The organism is Cognatishimia coralii (assembly GCF_037478305.1).
In the GTDB taxonomy this organism is placed as follows: Bacteria; Pseudomonadota; Alphaproteobacteria; order Rhodobacterales; family Rhodobacteraceae; genus Cognatishimia; species Cognatishimia coralii.
Genome location: NZ_JBBGAZ010000015.1, coordinates 16,287 through 32,646 on the forward strand (window position 1 = coordinate 16,287; position 16,360 = coordinate 32,646).

Consider the following 16,360-nt stretch of genomic DNA (forward strand, 5'->3'; position numbering starts at 1 on the left):
TCGTGGAAACGCTTCTGCATCATGGTCGCGTGCCCTGAAGAATTTCGCGAATACTGAGCGGCTGATATCCAGTGTTTTCCAAGCGACGACGGTCGTATTCCAGTTCGGTTTCAAAACGAAGACGCTCTGCCTCGATCGCTTCGTCAGCAGCGAACTTACGGCCCCAAGCCAAAGTCGTAACTTCATTTTGCTGCGCGATCAGGCCGCGAAGATCGGTCATCTGGCCGGCCAGTGCGCTCGCCAATTCGTTCCCCACTTGAAGCGCCTGCAGATGACCAGCCTCATTGCCAACCCGAGAGCTGATTTTGTCAATCAGCTGAGCATCATCCTCAAGATCACGCATAGACAACCCAGCGCTCTGGATCGCTGCAGTCGATGTGTTGGTCCATTGCTCCGACCAATCCCGGAAGCGTTGTGAAAACGCTGCGCGATTGACTGGCTCTTGGTCAAAACCTGCGTCTTTGATCAGACCACTTTCTAGGAACCAGCTCATTTTTGAGGCGTCATGGGAAAGTGCTCCTGCCTGTTGGCCGATATCGCGCAACTTTAGAAGTGGACCCAGTGCTTCCTCTAGATAGCTGTCAGGTAGGCTTTGAAGATTCTGCAAAATCGCTTGATAGCTGGCGATCTCCGTCTGAAGTTGTGTGACTTGTGTGGTCAACTGGTCCGCTTGAAGGCCTAAGGACTGACCCTCTACAGCCACGATTTGACCGAGTTGTGCATTGTTGGCCAGCTGGGTCCATTCACTGGCGAAACCAGTGACAGATCCCATTGAGGATGTTGGACCTGCAGTAAGAGCCATACAAACTGCGACAGTTGCGACTGCATTCCTAAAGTTCTTCATGGTATACCTCACTGGGTTGATCAAAAGCTGCTAAGAGAGATCGGATTGTTTGGCCTGCGCGACATCGGTCAGCGCGCGATCGACATCTTCACGCCAAAACTCAGGATCAGCCTGATAGGCCGCTTCTGCTGCTGCGCTTTCCTCAAGCTTGGTTTGTCCAATCAGCGTGAGCGTCGCCGGACCTAATGCAAACTCGACGATGCGCTCGTTGGCTTCTTGGGTGATGTAGTAGTCGCGCTTTGGTGACGCCGTGGCGATGTTTTCCACTTGTTGTTCATTGAGTCCCAGGCGCATGTATTGAGGCTTGATTGCGTCCGAGTGTGCGCCGGCGTTTGGAAGGAACAACTTGGTTTTGCAGCTTTCCATAATGACACCCATAAGGTCGTCATCGAGAATGTCCTTGAGCGATTGGGTAGCCATTAACAGTGCCAGGTTCTTTTTGCGCCCTTCTCTCAACCAGCTGGTTATGCGCTGTGAAAAAACAGGCGTTTTTAGGTAGGCCCAAGCTTCATCCAGAATGATCAGAGTCGGGCGACCGTCGATGCGCCTAGCTACTTCTTCAAAAAGGTAGTCGATCAATGGGACACGCGCGCGATTATCAAGATCGTTAAAGATCTCTTCTGTCTCAAAGAGCGTCATTGTGGAACTTAGACCTTTGTATCCGTCGCCACCTCGCAGCACGGCAGTGACCTCAGACGTATGATAGGTCTGAAACATTGTGCGCAGCTCAGAGTCCTGCGTAATGCTTGCTAAGGCATCAAAGCTACGCAGTTTGCTGTCCATGAACGTCTGAACCAGAGTTTTAATTTCGCTGTCGCGAGCCGTGGTACGTGCGATGTTGTTTACGTCAGCAAGGGTGCGGATCCATCGTTCAAGCCATGCACCACCCAGATGGTCACAGGCATCAAGCGGTGCCACACCGCCATGCTCTGCGTTAAAGATAGACACCGACCCCCCAAGCGCCCGCGTCAGACGCTGCATCGAGCGTCCTTTATCAAACACAATCACCTGACCGTTCTGATAGCGTTGCCACTGTGCTGCAAGCAGCCCTAGTAGAACCGACTTACCACCACCTGTAGGACCAAACACCAAACCATGGCCGACATCGCCAACATGCAAGTTAAAATCAAAAAGTTCGCCGCTCAAAGACCGACCTGTTAGGAGCGCGGGCGTCCCTTCCGGGAACAGGGGCTCTGGAGCGGGGTTGGTCCTAGAACCTGTCCAAATAGAGGTGGTGGGCATGGACCAGGCGAAGGTTCGGCTTGAGACACCTTGGGTGCGAATGTTGTAATGGGAATGCCCAGGCAATGAACCCAAATAGGCTTCAAGCCCATTTAGGCGCTCGCGTCGCACTTCAAAGCCCGAGTCTTGCAAGGCTTCACTGACTTCATGCGCATGGGCTTCAACGCCAAGGCGGCGAGCCTCGGGATCTTCAATTTGAGTATCCGGAAAAATCACGGCGGTGAGTACAAACCGTCCATAGCTCAGCGCATCACGCTCAATCTCTGCAATCGTACTCTCAGCATAAGCGACCATTTCCGTACTGAATTGATCTTGTTTCACTGGCCCCTCAGAGAAGGCTTGTTTGAAGAGGCTTGACCCACCTTGTTGCCAGTTTTTGAGAACCGTATTTGCCATGTTGCGGGTTGCGCGCTTGGACTGGCAGGCAAACCGCATCGTGATCTGAATATCGAAGGGAATAGTTTCAAGCGCGCCAAATGGATCACGATCAATAGACAACGGGAAACCATCAATCGTAATGATCTCAGCCTCTCGTCCATTTATCACAGGTGTTTCATAGGGCGCCGCTTGCACAAACGAGGGACGAAGAAGCTGTGATACATAGGCTTGCTCTCCCAACGGCGCGGGATTGTAGTAGCGCGGCAAACCAGTGGTCCGCTCACCCAAATGGCTTGTCAGCTGGTCATAGTCGCGGATTTGACCGCGACGATCTTGACGCTTGCCGACCCTGAGCCGTTTCAATCCAAGAATGGATCGAAATCTGCCTTCAACGGTACGGCAAAAGGTTTCAAATAGAGCCAAATTCGCAGCACTGTCTTTAGCAATAACTGGTGGGGCCCATTGGACCGCCATGGTCAACTCATTTCGAAATGCACCGCCCGGCGCACTCAAAATCGCAGCTCGCTCAGCTGCAATAAGGGCGAGTGCATCATTACCCTGCCCTGCTTGAGAGTTCAGATACTCTGTTGCAGCTGACTTTCGGCAAAGCGTGACCCAAAAGGTCGCATCGTCTCGAAATCCGGCGAAGCCACGCGAAATCCGCTCCATCTGCGCAGCATAGGTTCTCTCCTCCATAGATTCCGGATCAATACCGGTCATGGACCACGCGGCCAAAAAACTGCCATCTTTGCAGATGATTACCCCTGGCTTAAGGATCATACCCCAGTTCATATATTCACTAAGGCTTTGGTTTGGATCTGCCCACATGGTCATCAGGACGAGATCCTCTTGATCGAAACCGTCTTTGACCCATCTTTGAGCGTGAACGAGCTCACCAGTCGGTCGATCACAAAGCGACTATCCTTAAAGCTGATGTTGATGGCCGCATTCGAACTGCTTTCACCTGCTAAGAGAACGGGCAGCGACCCTTTATAGCTCGACGGTAAAACCACATAGGTTTTGCGGCCGTCATTATAGACTTGCGCGGGCTTAAATGGCGCACGTCCAGTGACCTTGTAATTGAAGTCTAGCTTTTCGGCTGGAATGAGGCCCCGTACTGTTTTGGTACCTGACGCCTTTACTGCTTTTGTTGCGCGCGCCGCAGCGGCCGCTGCCGCGTCTGCCTTGCGCTTCAGCTCGTCCGCCTCTGCTTTTAGAAGCGCTGCGCGCTCAGCTTCAATCTGCGCAATGAGGATCCGATGTCGTGTGTCGGGATAATCAAAGCTCAGGATCGGAATGTACTCAAACGGGTGGCGCTTAAGCACAATTGAGTAAATCCGACGATCCGTGACGAAGACTGCCGTGGACGTGCGATCCGCATCAGCAGTTGGCTTGAACACAAAAATCCACTGCTTTTCTTGACCTGGCCAATTGACCTGACGCTGCTCCATGATCCAACGCACTGGATCTCCGAGAACAGGCGCATCGACAAGGTTTTCGCCCTTTTCAAGCTCAACGGTACAGACCGCCAAAGACGTGCAGACCAACACTGGCAGAGCCTCGCCATACGTCACGATCACGCGCCCTGCCTTGCCAAGCGCAACCGGTGCCGTCTGATCCTGCACTTGGCGCGCAGCCGAAATCATGCGTTCAGTCTGATCATCCGCACGCAGAACTGAAGGCTGGCTCACCGGTTGAATCTCCTGCGCTTGCTGGACGATTGATTGAGATGGTGCTGTATCCGCACCAGTGGTTTCCAGTATCGCCGAGGTCAGAGATTGCGATGCTTGGTCTTGGTTCGAAATTGGCGTTTTAGCTTCGTCTACGGCGATTTGCGCGCCGGTTTCCTGCGCGAATCGTTCGCCCCCAGATCCACTTGCGATAGGATCCGCGCCCAACTCTTCTTTAATCAGTTCGGTCTTTGGCGTGGCGAGCTGTTCAACGGCCACGTCCTCTTGAGCCAAACTGGCTGTGGCCACGGTAGCGCTTAATGCAAAGACTAAGATAGGGTTGAGGGTCTTCATTGTGCTGAACCCTTCACCACCGCTTGAAGCTCATACATCTCGGTCAGAGACAGCGATGCGCCCGAAGAATTCGATCCGCCAATGAAATAGTCAACGACATTAACAGCACCAATGATGAAAATGATCCCAACAAGCACCGTGGGAACTCGCTGGCCAAACCCTTGAAAACCTTGGCCCATCGTTATCATCGCGCCGAGCGCAAACACCGCCAGAATAGCGATAAAGCGCGCAACAGGCCCCGTGATAAAGTTGATAATGCTTTCCAGTGGTCCGGTATTAAACACATCGCTTGCGCTACTGGCGGCAATTGCGGTTTGCGGCGAGATAAGGACAGCTGCTGTCAGAGCGATGAAGGCGATTGAATGACGACGGTACATAATTTGGTCCTTTCTCAGGATTGATTGCTTTGGTTTTGCTGCAAAAACTCGACCACTTTCGGCCGGCTTTCGCCGCGTTCAAGAAATAGAATTGCGTCAATTGCGCGCTCGATAAGCGCCGATTGATCGGACTGGCTGACTTCGCCAATCAGTTCCGCGAAGCGAGCAATTACCTCACCTGCGCTGTCGGCATGAATTGTCGTCAATCCACCGGGATGACCTGTGTTCCATGCTTTCAGAAGGGAAAGAGCCTGCGCACCTGTCCGCACTTCGCCGAGGAAAATTCGCGACGGTGCCAGGCGCAGGGTCGATGTGAGCATCGCATCAAAGCCGGCTTGCTCACAGGCGCGAAGTTTGACCGTGTTTTCAAATGGTGAATTCAGCTCATCGGTATCTTCAATGATGATCGCGCGCGTCTTTGGGGCAAAAACCGCTATATCCGCCATACAGATATTGGCGAATGTGGTTTTGCCTGCCTTCGTACCGGCTGCAATTACCACGTTTTTGCGGCTGTGCAGAGCTTCAATGAGTTCGGCCTCGGTTTCCTCTTCAAGATCGAAATCATCAAAGCCCAGCGTCAGATCTCGATGGCGTCGGATTGAAAACGTCGTGCCCGCCACAACTGGCGACACTAACACTTCAACGCGATGCACAGTGCCCGGAACCCGACCCGAATAGATAGGCTTTTCATGGTTGATTGTGTCACCGGTGCTCGATGCGCAGACCCGCGCAAATCGCTGGCGTTGGCCTTCACTCATTTCACCGGCGAATGCCCAGCCACTCCCAAAACGGTCGCAAAAAATCTTGCCGTCAGGATTGGCTGAGATCTCGACAACTTCATTTTCATGAAGAAGGTGCGAGAATTGTCCAAGAGCTTCAGTAGCAAGTTCCGCGCCAGTATTCATGCTGTGAAAATCCACCAAACAAGCCCCCCCATTATGATCGTGACAATTCCACCGGCGATCCGATGAAGACCGCCTACAATAGGAGCGGGCACCCAAGTGAAACCGCCATCGTCATTTGGCTTGAGAGTGCGGGTCACAAAATGTGGTTGCTTTGGGTCAGACTGCAGAGAGAACGAAATTACGAACGGCCAGTTGCGCCTCATGCGCCGGCACCAGATTGCAAAGAAGAGTGGATCTTCATCTGCAACAACGCGGAGGATCGACATTCCGCAAAGCAAAATGATTACAAAGATCAATCCGCGATCAAGAGTGATAGCACCAAGCACAAACCAGATGAGGCTTGTGAACAGTAGCGTCAGAAAAGCCCGTCGCTCCATGCCCATCACCAATACCGGCCGCGTGAAAGCTGGGTTGACCGGGATCATAAAACGCCCCCGTCAGCGACAATCACGTTTGGAGGCGTCAATGCGAAAACACCTGTTGGCGCAGATCGATAGTGGCGAGATATGATGATGCCATTTCCAAATTTGGCGACACCAATTGCAGTGTCTTGCCCCTCAGAGAAAAGCTCGATCCCAAATTCGCCTTTGCCAGCTGTTTCCTCGACCGCGTAACCTGCTCTCCTGAGGTAGTCGATTGCGAAACCTTCGCATCGAGTTTGCTTGCGAGGGGCTTTGACGATTGTCCCACGAATTTGAACCTTCTGCGCAAAAGAGCGGGCCATGTCATACCCAACCGCGCAGAGATGCACGTCTTGAAAACCTGCCTCAAAACTGCGACCGACACTCGTTTCTGTGCCTGGATGCTCACATGCCGCCAGTGTCGCAGTGAACATCAGGACTAGCGCGCCCTTGCGTAGTTTCTTTGAACGAAAGAAATTCAAAAACTCACCCATTGTCATTCTCCCAACCGGTGTTTTCCAGTGCAGCCTCTAGGGCTTCAATTTTGTCCCAAAGCGTTCCTGGATTTTGGCTTAGCGCGCCAAATGAGATCTGAGCGCGCTCCGCCGCTGGAAGCGCCATAATACGGATTAACCGCTCGTGGATTGCTTGGGGGTCGAAGCCTGCAAACGTACAAACCAAAATGAAATTCTGTGACGGAAACTTTCCCACCCAGTTCTCGGCATCAACGCAATCATTGGATTTGAGTGTAATTTGACCGCCGTTTGAGTGACCCCAAACTCTGATGTTAAAGAGGTCTCGAACCTGGGTCATTAGTACAGCCTGCCACAGCATAGTGCGGGATTGGTTGTTTGGCTCAGCGCCTTGACCGGTGCGATTGAGATCGTGAGTCATCATGTATTCTCCCTTGCGATAGGGTTGTTCAACTGAGCTTTGTGTAGTAACAAAAACCAAATCAGATAGAGAGGTTTTGGTTGAAATGATCTTGCGTTGCAGTGACCACATTGATTGTTTGGGATGAGCCGAAGCGACTTAGCAATATCGAAAAGCATGGGCTGGATTTCGCAGTGCTTACTGAGGACTTCTTTGAAAATGCACTGATTGAGCCAAGCTACGCGGGCCGTTCGATTGCTATCGGAAGGGTGAACGGCAAGCTGATAACCGTGGCTGTTTTCAGACCCCTCGGTAGCGAAGCCCTGTCGGTAATTTCCCTGCGCGCCGCGAATTCGCGAGAAAGGAAACGCTATGAAACCAAGTAAATGGCCAAGTTTTGTTACACGCGACTTGGGAGACACCGCTAAAGATTCGGAAGAGATGGATCGACGCTGGGCAAAATACAAGCAAGAGATGAATGCGCTTATTGCCACCGGTGAATTCCATTTGGATGAAGACAGTTGGTGGGTGGAGACAGCCACTGGCGAACTCGTTGGACCTGATCCTGAAGTTGAGCGCCCCATGACAGATGAGGAACTGAATACTCTTCGCCCAGTTGACGAAGCACAGCGCCCTCTGGCGAATAAACGACAACCAGCAAAGTCCGCCTCTAAAGGGGGACGCCCGAAATCCGCTAATCCGAAAGTCTCAACGACGCTGCGACTTGATCCAGATTTGCTTTCAGCACTTCGCGCCACCGGTAAAGGTTGGCAATCGCGAGCAAACGAACTTCTGCGAAAGGGGATGGGGCTGTAAACAAAACTCATAGCGGCCCCGCTTCCCCGATTTGTCCCTTCGTCGCTTGCAGCTCAACTGCCCAGTGCGGCGATTGCTTCAGCTCGTGCATTAAGACGCCAACGATCGAACCCATGTCGAGTTGATCTGTGCGGTGGTTCAATTCGCGTGAAATCGATCCCATGAAGTCATTAATATCGATGCCATCGTATTGAAGGAAAACGGACAAAACGATGCAAAGGTCACGCAAAAGCGTTTCCATATCCGAGCCTGATTTATACCCCTCATCATAAAAGATCTCGCGCGGGGTAAGGGCGTCCTCATCGTAGCCGATAGTCACATATATTTTCTGCGTCCAGCCATCACGATTGAGCGGTGATACCCATTCTATTCTCCGAGTTTCCGAACGGCGCCGTGGATCAAGAGACACGCGATTTCCAATGGAACGCCGGCTCATACGACCACTCCCAATAATTGGATCGCGAAGGCGATGCTTGCTGCGATGCAGGCAGGCAATGCCATTGGAAATGAAGACTTTAGCGCTGGCTTTCCCCGTGCTCTGGAATAGGCAAATGCCGTGATTAAGCACGCCACAAACAACGTGCTGACGAACACACCGACCAACGGACCACTGACAAAGCCCAGTCCCGCGAATAGCCACAAGTCTCCCTCGCCAATGGATTTTGGCGAGCAGATCCTTAAACCCAGGCTCAACGTCAGCAAAACGACGCCAGCCGAGAGAGGTGCGGTAAAATCCTGCCCGAGTGCCAAGAACGTGGCTGCCGCGCCAAGAACCACCAGCAACAGTGAAGGCGGATCTATCTCAAACCTCGTGACATCGTACCAGGACAAAGAAATCAATCCGACGCTGACACCAAGCGCGCCAATGGGAAGCAAAAAAAGCGAAAGGTAAGAAGGATCCCAGATCATTGGCCGGCCCCCGCATTTTCGGATTGAAGAGCCGCAAGAGGTAGTTCGACTTCAGAAGGATCCTCGTAGAACGGCCAAAGTGCTGCGCATAGGTCTGATCCCGCTCTCTTGGTGCATTCAGAAATGGGCAAGCGAGCTTGAAACGCTCCTTCGGCGTCTGTTTTGTAGAATGTTGACAGCTGCAGGATGTGGCGCTCTATCTCTTCGAGATCCACCATCTCTTGCTCAAACTTTGCCTTCAACGCGCGAAGCTGTTGGGTCGCTGCCGAACCTCCTTCTTCTGACTCCTGTGCATGTGCCAATGAAACTGGGCTCACCAGCGCGAGCATTCCAATCATGGCAAACTGACATGGATTAATACTGTTCAGCATCCGGTGCACTCTCCTGCACTTAGAGAGTTGGTGAAGACGGTATCGACCTGCGCCACACCGCTTACGCCAAAATTTCTGATGGAAATCTGAGCGCCCGTAACCGCGCCAAGTGTTGCATCGCTGGCAACAAAATTGTCCGCAAGTACACTGTCGCCTCTCAGATCACGAGCAACATTCATCGTTTCCATGAGCGCTGTCCGGGTACTCAAAGTGTCGGTTGTAAGATTGGAAGCAGAGATCGTGTTTGTAACCGAAAGGTTCGCGGCGCTAAGAGAATTTGCAACGTTCAGGTCACCACTCACGGTGATAGGGCCAGTACTTATCAGCGCCCCTGAGACTTCAAACTGACCCGAAACTGCGAGGTCCCCGGTTATCTGTTCGGTTGTCAGATCACCGGAAACGTGCAGTTCCACAGCTGTAAGCGTGCCAATGTCGCTGATCGAGTTTCCACCTAGATCAAGATCCACTTCCATCTGGTTTAGTTCAGTGCGACCAGGTACTGACACCCTATGAAGATACGGATCGACATTCAGCCCTGCTGAAAGGTATTCCACGGCCACAATGTCTCCGACATCGAGGTCGGTGTAGACAACCTGGAACGCGGACAGGTCTAAACGAAGTCCCTCAGACACGGCGGCGTTGGGATCTGACGGCGCAACCCAACCAACGTTGCCCGCAGCCGAAAATGGCGCTGCTGTTCGCTCTGTTCCGGAAAAGCTCGCATAAGCCAAAACGATCAGTTGGTCAGAACTTGGAGCATAGCTGATAAGTCGGATTGGGCGCCTACGCGAGGTTTCAGCGCGCAGCGCCACTGAACTACCTGCCATCAGTGTGTCGATATCATGCTCGCGCATTTGGTTCGCGGCATTAAACGTATCTGAGGCAACCGTTAGAAAATCACTAGAGAAGTTGAGCGCCGCCTGTGTTGCAACGCTTCCGACCTGTCGCGCTTCCTGGAGTACCGCGATTTCAAACTGACGCTGTGCAATAATCTCAAGAACTGATGGCAACGTCATCGTAAACAGCAATACTGCGAAACCTGCATCAACAAGCCCAAGGCCCTTTCGGCGTTTACGAGGCGCCCTCGGGCCAACATTGACCACTCGGTTAAAGTTCAACATCCCGAGCACCCCGTCTGCGTTGTTATGCTGTTGGTTTGAATGCTCTCCGCATAAAACCCTTCCCCGGTCACATTCTCTGAGGTGAGGCTATCAATGACGCCTTCTCTCATTGACACGTTGGCGGCACCGCCGCCGTCCGCCGACATAGTTGTCAGCGCGGATGTGAGAGCGATATTCACCGGAGCATCTAGATCTTCGGAGACCGTCAATCCCTCCAGATCCACATGGAATGCCGTTTGGGTGTCACCTGAGGTTATCAGGCCCTCGACATAACCTTCACGCGCGACAACATTGCCGCTCACGCCGATGCTTTTCCCGACAACACTTTCCAGACTTGCGCCGGGTGCTATGATGCTATCTACGCTCGCACTTGCACTGTTTAAGCCAGACGCAGGTGCAACTACCGTGGTGCTCTCTGCCGTTTCAGCGCTCGCCTCTAGGGTATTTGTGATTCCAAAACCGCCCAAATTGAGGTTTGTGCTCATGCCAAGTGTGGGTGCCCCGACAACCCTACGATCCTGGCGAATGACACGGTTTGCGTCGAGGTCGGCTACATTGGCGGTAGAAAAGGCAACAAATTCTGTTCCGGCCGGAATAACCGTACCGCTGGCGGTCATAAACGCCTGCGTCGTTGTCTCGGTGCCACTTCGATCAGAAACTGCAGCTTGCCCGTTGGTGAACACCCCGGTGTTTCTCATGCGCTCCAAGACCAAAGCGCCTCGTGCGGAGGTGGACTGAAGCAAAACAACTCCTTCGACGGGCCCATCGCCCTGGCGGCCTATGAGCACATCAAAGTTCATGCCGCGAAGGTTTGTGATGTTTAGATAAGGCGCGACATCTGCCGCCCCGAATAAAGTGGTAATCTGAGCGTCGTTGAGCGTGACCACAGTAGACGCTGCAAAATCTGCTTTGTTAAAAACCTCGGCTGCAAGTGCCGCTTCAATACCTTTACCTGCTTCGCGCAAAAGCTCGGCCAGCGCGCTTGCTCTATTGTCGGCACGTGCTTCAGCCCAATTAACTGCAACAGACCCAAGTGCCGGCAGCGCAATAGCAAGCGTCAATGCCACACCGAAAACACTGACACCGCGACGCGAACGGCGAGCGTAGCCTGCATTGGGACGCGTACTGCCCCCCAATGCAATTGGCACAGGGCTCAAAGCCCCGCGCCGTTTATTTGATCCATTAGTAGGTGACTGAAACATCAGTACTACCGCCGGTGCAACCCGCTGCAATCGAAGCTTTGGTCAAAGGCAAGGTCTGAGCAGTCGTACCCAGCGTCACACCTTTGACTGGATCGGCGTTAAAACCAACGGCGTTTTCCAGCAGCTTCACGCAGGCCGCACGGGCCAATCCCACAATTGCAATCGTGTAGTCTGCCGCACCATTGCCAGTGATCGTAATCGCTGTGCCATATGGTGAGACCATGCTGACAGTTCCGTCATCTGCCTCAACTCGTGCCGAAGTTGGCACATAGCCCCCAGCATCAAGCAAAGCGATCAAGCTCCCGCTTGGATAGGAGGTAGCATTGGCAAAGCTCGCTTCGACATTGCCGACAATCTGTGTGAACAGCGTAGACGTATCGTTGTCGCGAATATTGCCGCGAACGGTAATGAAGGTTCCAACGAGCAGCGCGATGCCAAAAACTGCAATCATTGCCACAAAGGCCTGATCCGTCAGTCCAAGCATACCTCGGCGTGAACGGCGCGGCGATATGCGCTTAGGCTTGCTTGGCAACTGTTTTGCCGAGCTTTCAGTTTGGACGCCATCAGGCGTCACGGCGGAACTCACTGTCATCATTTTTACATCCTCCTTAGGTTTTGAGTTGTGTGAATTTTGGACATGCGGTTTCTCCTCATCTGGTTGGATCTTGGTGCTCCAAAGATGGCCAGACCGCTTTGATCATTCTCAAAGCCCTCCTTGTGATGCGTTGTTTAGAACCGCAAAAATCGTGTTGAGAATGAGACCAATGGAGAAGGCCGCAAATCCGATCATGAAAGTATTCAGAATCGAGGCCGTCTGTTTGGCGCGCTCCTCTACGTCTTCCAGCCAACGGCTAAGAAAACGCGCAAGTGGATCGACCCAATCATCGCGCTTGTCAAACGCTGCCCAAACTGCGTTCAGATCTGGCGCAGGGAAGCCCTCACCGTTGGCGTGGCAAGCGGTACCAATGTTGCCTTGCTTCATGCCACTCGCAATTTTGCGGATCTTACTGCGTGAATAAGGATCTAGCCTCTCTGACATTTGCAACAAAAACCGCCCGGTAATGTCCTGACCGGCGCGCGCGCTTTCCACGATCGACATCGCGAAGGCACAACCTGTCGCCAAGCGATATAGTGAGTACGGTGGAATACGGTCGAGGTAGGCCCGAGCTGGTCCTGTGTAGAGAGGCACTGACAAAGAGACCGCAAACACGAAGAAACCGAGTACGCCAAACATAATGAATGGGTGATCTGCGAACCAAAGTGAGAAATCAATAAAGCCGCTCGTCACAATATCCAGTTGATCAAAGCTCGTGATTTCGCTGAGGATTGGAAAGAGGTTCGTCCCGGCAAAGTAAATCGTCATGAAAATCAGCACGAACAACAACGCTGGTGTCGCAAGGGCTTTTATAACTGCCGAGTTAATTTTGCGCTGAACCTGTAGAATGCGAGACGCGCCTGCGAATATCGCGCTGGTATCCACGCTTCCCAAACCAGAAAACAGCGCACTCTCCGGCCCTGGTGCATATTGTGCCATAACTTCAACGAAACGGTTCTGGGTATGGCCACGGCGGATTTCGGTCAACCGGCCCGTAATACTCTTCTTGCCACGTTGTTCAAAAATATCGCCGGCTAAGCGCAAAGCTTCATCCAAATCAATTCCGGCTTCAGTGATGTCCGCGATCAACTGCCAGGCCATGGCGCGATCTTTGCGACCAAACCCAAAGTTTGCGAGCATTGGCGCTTGCGACCTGGCTTTACCAACCGATTTAGTTGAGGTGGTGAGGTCAGCCATTTCCAGCCTCCGAAACACTTGAGAGCTGATGGGCGATGGGTCTGTCGATCAATGAAGGCGAGACGGCCCTGCCGCCAACCGATTCAGAGCCATTTGGCTCATCTAAATGCAGTCCAACCGGGGTGGACTGAATCTGCATGATTTCCTTCAACAATTCCGCGTCTAAGTAGCGTGCGCGCCGGCTTGCATCCCGGTAATCAAGCTCCCCTGCCAAGATCTTGCGTGCCAAGCGTTGATCGACTGTGATGCCACCAAGTCCGCCATCGCGTTTAGGCTTCAGCCAGTGCGAATGTGCTTTAAGTGAGTTCCTCTCGATGATGGCATTGCGATAAATCTCATCGGGTCGGATAAACTCTGCGACCGCGATCATCCGTGCGTAGCCGCACCACGCAGATTTACGCTCGATGTCATTTTGATCTGTGATGCAATGCGTGCATCCCTTAGGATTGCGCATGAATATACCCAGAGATTTCACGTCTAGCTCAGATACAAAATCCTTGCCGGTTTGTTCCGCAACCGATGCGTTCGCACGCTTTAAACCCTTTCTTATGACCTCCGCGAGCTCATCCGAAAGCGGTATCTTACAATGATCGCAAAGCTTCGGGAGCAAAACCTGGCGCATCAGAAGAGACAGCGCTCCTTCTGCCCCAACCTCGGTCGGCGCGACCCCCCAATTGATCAAGCGAAACGGGATCATATTGGCGCTGCCAACGTGAATCGTGGAAAGCACCTTGTGGCCTGACGCCACAAATCGGAGCGCCTCCTCGGCAGACGCTCCGTCGCGCATCTCACCCAAAACGCCAACGTCTGGATTAATCCGGACAAGGTGGCGCAAAGAGTTGCGCCAGGCCAATCCGATCTCTTCTTCGCTGCCTTTGGAAAGAACCGGAACCTGCCAGACATCGCCTTTTGCGCGGGTCTCCACTGGGTCTTCAAAGGTCACGATCGATGTATGGCCGTCAGCATCAGCATAGATCTGATTGATGAGATTTATCATGGTGGTGGATTTACCATTGCCGGTTGTTCCGCCATTCACCACAAAGCCGTCTTCAATGCCCCGTTCAAACTCAAGCTCTTCGAGCACATCTTCATCAAGACCTAGGTCATCGAGGCTGCTAGTCTCTGCATTCTTGTCGTCATAAAGCAGGCGCAGAACCAGGTGGTTGCCCATGCCGCCTACGTTTTCATGGTGACCCTTCTGACCGCGTAGTTTGACCACACTGGTCGGCAGCTTAACTGCCCCTTCCAGCTTTTGGCCGTCCTGAAGACGAGAGATAGAGAAACTCTGGAATTCTTGGCGAGCCATCGTTGTGTGACCGCCACCGTCTTCACGGGAGTTAAAGGCGGCCGTCATGGCCGACAGTCCTTCCTGCGCGGTCCACTCGGTATCGAGTGGAATATCGCGACCCGCAACGCGAAACCGCAGGCGGGTCACGTTTTGATATTGAGCGATCTTCACGTCGCTCGCTCGTAGCTTCGCAGCGCGCTCTAAGAGAGCTTCCAGCTTTTGTTGAGCAGGCGTGCTATCTAGGATAGCCGCCTTTTGCTCCTGCTCAGCCTGGTCACTGCCCTCATAATGCGCGCGAACTTCATCAAGACTCACGATGATGTTGCGGTACCCATCCTTGGGAACGTGGCCCTGGTCCCGAAGTTGTTTGAGACCGTTTTGGACATTTGCATCGCTGCGATAGTTGCGTGCGATGTAGACTTCGCCATTTGTGTACGGTGCACAAAGCCGGGTGAATTCCTCACTTTTCAACACGATCAGGCCGTTTTTGCGGACTTCAGGGCGGAGTCGTCCTGAGAGTTTCGATAAAAGTCCCATATTTACTCACCTGAACCAGAGGTGAGTTCGAAGGCCGGCGTCAGTCTCCTTGATAGCGCAGCGCTGTCTGTAGGATCTCCGGGTTTGGCGACGATAAACCCTTCCTCGGCAAGCGGGCCCGATCGCGTTCGCGCATCACTGTCAAAGGCCAAAACGTCGCGCGTGCCATTAACATCGATGGTGACCAAACCTTGCCCGATGGCCATGATCTTCACGCCAAATGGCAAGAGGTCACCAACTTTAACGCGATGCTCCGCTCCCTCTGGCGATAGAACGGTCGCTCGGGTTTTACCCCCTGCCCCATAAATCGCTGTTACCCGATAATCAGGACGGCATGAACCATGTTGTGAAGATGCACTGGTATCAACGGAAGGTTTGGTTCGATTGGTCGACGCAAGGTCTTTGCTTCCATCTGCCGATGGTTGAGAAACAGGTGCTGCGTTTGATGCAATCCGTGCAACTTCATTTCTTTGGCGAAGATGCTCGGCAAGTTTTGCCCTGTGGAGCTCAGCTTGTGCCCTACTCCATTCGTTCGCCATGCCGTTGATCTTTTTTGTCAGTAGTTCGCCCGCGACTTCCTCAACAGACTGGGTGATTTTCAAAATGCCGTTGATTTGGCTTTGACGTGCCTGGCAAATGCGCAGCACTTCATTTTCCACCATCAAGACATCGATCACCTCAGTAGTCTCATCCGCGAGCACGCTCTCGTATGAAGAGCGAAGCTTGTCCAAGGGACAGGTAAGGAAGGATTCCTCAGTTTGGGTGTTGGTGACTGGGGCCGCTAAGGGTGCGCCTGAGGCAAAGGTTTGGAGAGAGTGCTGAGAAGAAGAAAGGGGGGAGGTTTCTTGATCGATCCCATTTACTGAGTTTGCATCCTGCGACGCGGCTTTGAAGGCAGCCGCCACGTTGCTCAGAAGGTTTTGTGCAGCACCGGCATTTGACCCCGTTTCTGTAGCTGGGGTGCCTAGGTGTTCGCCGCCTGTGACGTCCTGGGCGAGTGCAGGAAATGAAGCCAAGGATAGTGAGATTGCAAGGCAAAATACACCATAGGTTGAGTTAGTAGTTTGATAGGTGCTCACCGTCAGCTTTGAGGTCGGTGAAGCGGTAAAGCGATTCCAAGTTTTATGGAGGCCAATTTCCCTGCCTCTCCCTGCGGTCGAACGGGAATTTGGCCACTTTTTTGATTCAGTGTTTCGTGGGTCCGCTCTATGATTGAGGGCTGAAAAGAGCCGCGCAGAAATTCTAAATAGAGTCATGTTTCAATAACCTCGCAGGAGGAA

General features: G+C 52.9%; 19 protein-coding genes. 2 read left to right on the forward strand and 17 right to left on the reverse strand.

Going from position 1 to position 16,360, the window contains the following annotated elements:
• Nucleotides 1–19 precede the first annotated feature (19 nt).
• The 8 genes from WG622_RS17250 to WG622_RS17285 all read right to left on the reverse strand — a co-directional run bounded on the left by WG622_RS17250 (nt 20) and on the right by WG622_RS17285 (nt 7,176).
• The gene (locus WG622_RS17250; RefSeq protein WP_339404653.1) at nt 20–772 is read right to left on the reverse strand and encodes a TrbJ/VirB5 family protein; all 753 of its coding nucleotides are present in this window, start codon (nt 770–772) and stop codon (nt 20–22) included.
• A gap of 102 nt (nt 773–874) precedes the next feature.
• Nucleotides 875–3,298: a VirB4 family type IV secretion/conjugal transfer ATPase gene (locus tag WG622_RS17255; protein ID WP_339404654.1), complete on the reverse strand. Its 2,424-nt coding sequence runs from the start codon at nt 3,296–3,298 to the stop codon at nt 875–877.
• Nucleotides 3,298–4,443 carry a TrbG/VirB9 family P-type conjugative transfer protein gene (locus tag WG622_RS17260; protein WP_339404655.1) on the reverse strand — a complete coding sequence of 382 codons (1,146 nt, stop codon included), beginning with the start codon at nt 4,441–4,443 and terminating at the stop codon, nt 3,298–3,300. Before WG622_RS17260 ends, WG622_RS17255 begins: the two co-directional genes overlap by 1 nt.
• 41 nt (nt 4,444–4,484) lie before the next feature.
• On the reverse strand, nt 4,485–4,865 hold the full coding sequence (locus tag WG622_RS17265; protein WP_339404656.1) for a TrbC/VirB2 family type IV secretion system protein: 381 nt from the start codon (nt 4,863–4,865) through the stop codon (nt 4,485–4,487).
• Nucleotides 4,866–4,879: 14 nt separating this feature from the next.
• Nucleotides 4,880–5,785: an ATPase, T2SS/T4P/T4SS family gene (locus WG622_RS17270; RefSeq protein WP_339404657.1), complete on the reverse strand. Its 906-nt coding sequence runs from the start codon at nt 5,783–5,785 to the stop codon at nt 4,880–4,882.
• Entirely contained in the window at nt 5,767–6,195 is a 429-nt protein-coding gene (locus WG622_RS17275; protein ID WP_339404658.1) for a VirB3 family type IV secretion system protein, read from the reverse strand. The genes WG622_RS17270 and WG622_RS17275 overlap by 19 nt, the downstream gene beginning before the upstream one ends.
• On the reverse strand, nt 6,192–6,665 hold the full coding sequence (locus WG622_RS17280) for a hypothetical protein (RefSeq protein ID WP_339404659.1): 474 nt from the start codon (nt 6,663–6,665) through the stop codon (nt 6,192–6,194). The genes WG622_RS17275 and WG622_RS17280 overlap by 4 nt, the downstream gene beginning before the upstream one ends.
• Entirely contained in the window at nt 6,658–7,176 is a 519-nt protein-coding gene (locus WG622_RS17285; protein WP_339404660.1) for a hypothetical protein, read from the reverse strand. The genes WG622_RS17280 and WG622_RS17285 overlap by 8 nt, the downstream gene beginning before the upstream one ends.
• Between WG622_RS17285 and WG622_RS17290 the strand changes: the two genes are divergently transcribed.
• The gene (locus tag WG622_RS17290) at nt 7,167–7,430 is read left to right on the forward strand and encodes a BrnT family toxin (protein ID WP_339404661.1); all 264 of its coding nucleotides are present in this window, start codon (nt 7,167–7,169) and stop codon (nt 7,428–7,430) included. The two genes, WG622_RS17285 and WG622_RS17290, sit on opposite strands and share 10 nt — an antisense overlap.
• The gene (locus tag WG622_RS17295; protein ID WP_303963866.1) at nt 7,417–7,860 is read left to right on the forward strand and encodes a BrnA antitoxin family protein; all 444 of its coding nucleotides are present in this window, start codon (nt 7,417–7,419) and stop codon (nt 7,858–7,860) included. The genes WG622_RS17290 and WG622_RS17295 overlap by 14 nt, the downstream gene beginning before the upstream one ends.
• 7 nt (nt 7,861–7,867) lie before the next feature.
• On the opposite strand, the gene WG622_RS17300 is transcribed toward WG622_RS17295, so the two are convergent.
• From WG622_RS17300 to pilP, 9 genes are all read right to left on the reverse strand, one after another.
• Nucleotides 7,868–8,296: a hypothetical protein gene (locus tag WG622_RS17300; protein WP_303963868.1), complete on the reverse strand. Its 429-nt coding sequence runs from the start codon at nt 8,294–8,296 to the stop codon at nt 7,868–7,870.
• Nucleotides 8,293–8,769, reverse strand: coding sequence for a prepilin peptidase (locus WG622_RS17305; RefSeq protein WP_303963870.1), 477 nt, complete (start codon nt 8,767–8,769; stop codon nt 8,293–8,295). Before WG622_RS17305 ends, WG622_RS17300 begins: the two co-directional genes overlap by 4 nt.
• Entirely contained in the window at nt 8,766–9,140 is a 375-nt protein-coding gene (locus WG622_RS17310) for a hypothetical protein (RefSeq protein WP_303963872.1), read from the reverse strand. Before WG622_RS17310 ends, WG622_RS17305 begins: the two co-directional genes overlap by 4 nt.
• On the reverse strand, nt 9,134–10,261 hold the full coding sequence (gene pilV / locus WG622_RS17315) for a shufflon system plasmid conjugative transfer pilus tip adhesin PilV (RefSeq protein WP_339404662.1): 1,128 nt from the start codon (nt 10,259–10,261) through the stop codon (nt 9,134–9,136). The genes WG622_RS17310 and pilV overlap by 7 nt, the downstream gene beginning before the upstream one ends.
• Complete coding sequence (locus tag WG622_RS17320) at nt 10,255–11,328, reverse strand: hypothetical protein (protein ID WP_339404663.1); 1,074 nt, start codon at nt 11,326–11,328, stop codon at nt 10,255–10,257. The genes pilV and WG622_RS17320 overlap by 7 nt, the downstream gene beginning before the upstream one ends.
• Nucleotides 11,329–11,443: 115 nt before the next feature.
• A complete protein-coding gene (locus tag WG622_RS17325) occupies nt 11,444–12,058 on the reverse strand; it encodes a hypothetical protein (protein ID WP_339404664.1) in 615 nt (204 codons plus the stop codon).
• Between the two features lie 108 nt (nt 12,059–12,166).
• Nucleotides 12,167–13,255, reverse strand: coding sequence for a type II secretion system F family protein (locus tag WG622_RS17330; protein WP_339404665.1), 1,089 nt, complete (start codon nt 13,253–13,255; stop codon nt 12,167–12,169).
• Nucleotides 13,248–15,080, reverse strand: coding sequence for an ATPase, T2SS/T4P/T4SS family (locus WG622_RS17335; RefSeq protein ID WP_303965532.1), 1,833 nt, complete (start codon nt 15,078–15,080; stop codon nt 13,248–13,250). Before WG622_RS17335 ends, WG622_RS17330 begins: the two co-directional genes overlap by 8 nt.
• Before the next feature lie 2 nt (nt 15,081–15,082).
• Nucleotides 15,083–16,159, reverse strand: coding sequence for a type IV pilus biogenesis protein PilP (gene pilP / locus WG622_RS17340; protein WP_339404666.1), 1,077 nt, complete (start codon nt 16,157–16,159; stop codon nt 15,083–15,085).
• Nucleotides 16,160–16,360 lie beyond the last annotated feature (201 nt).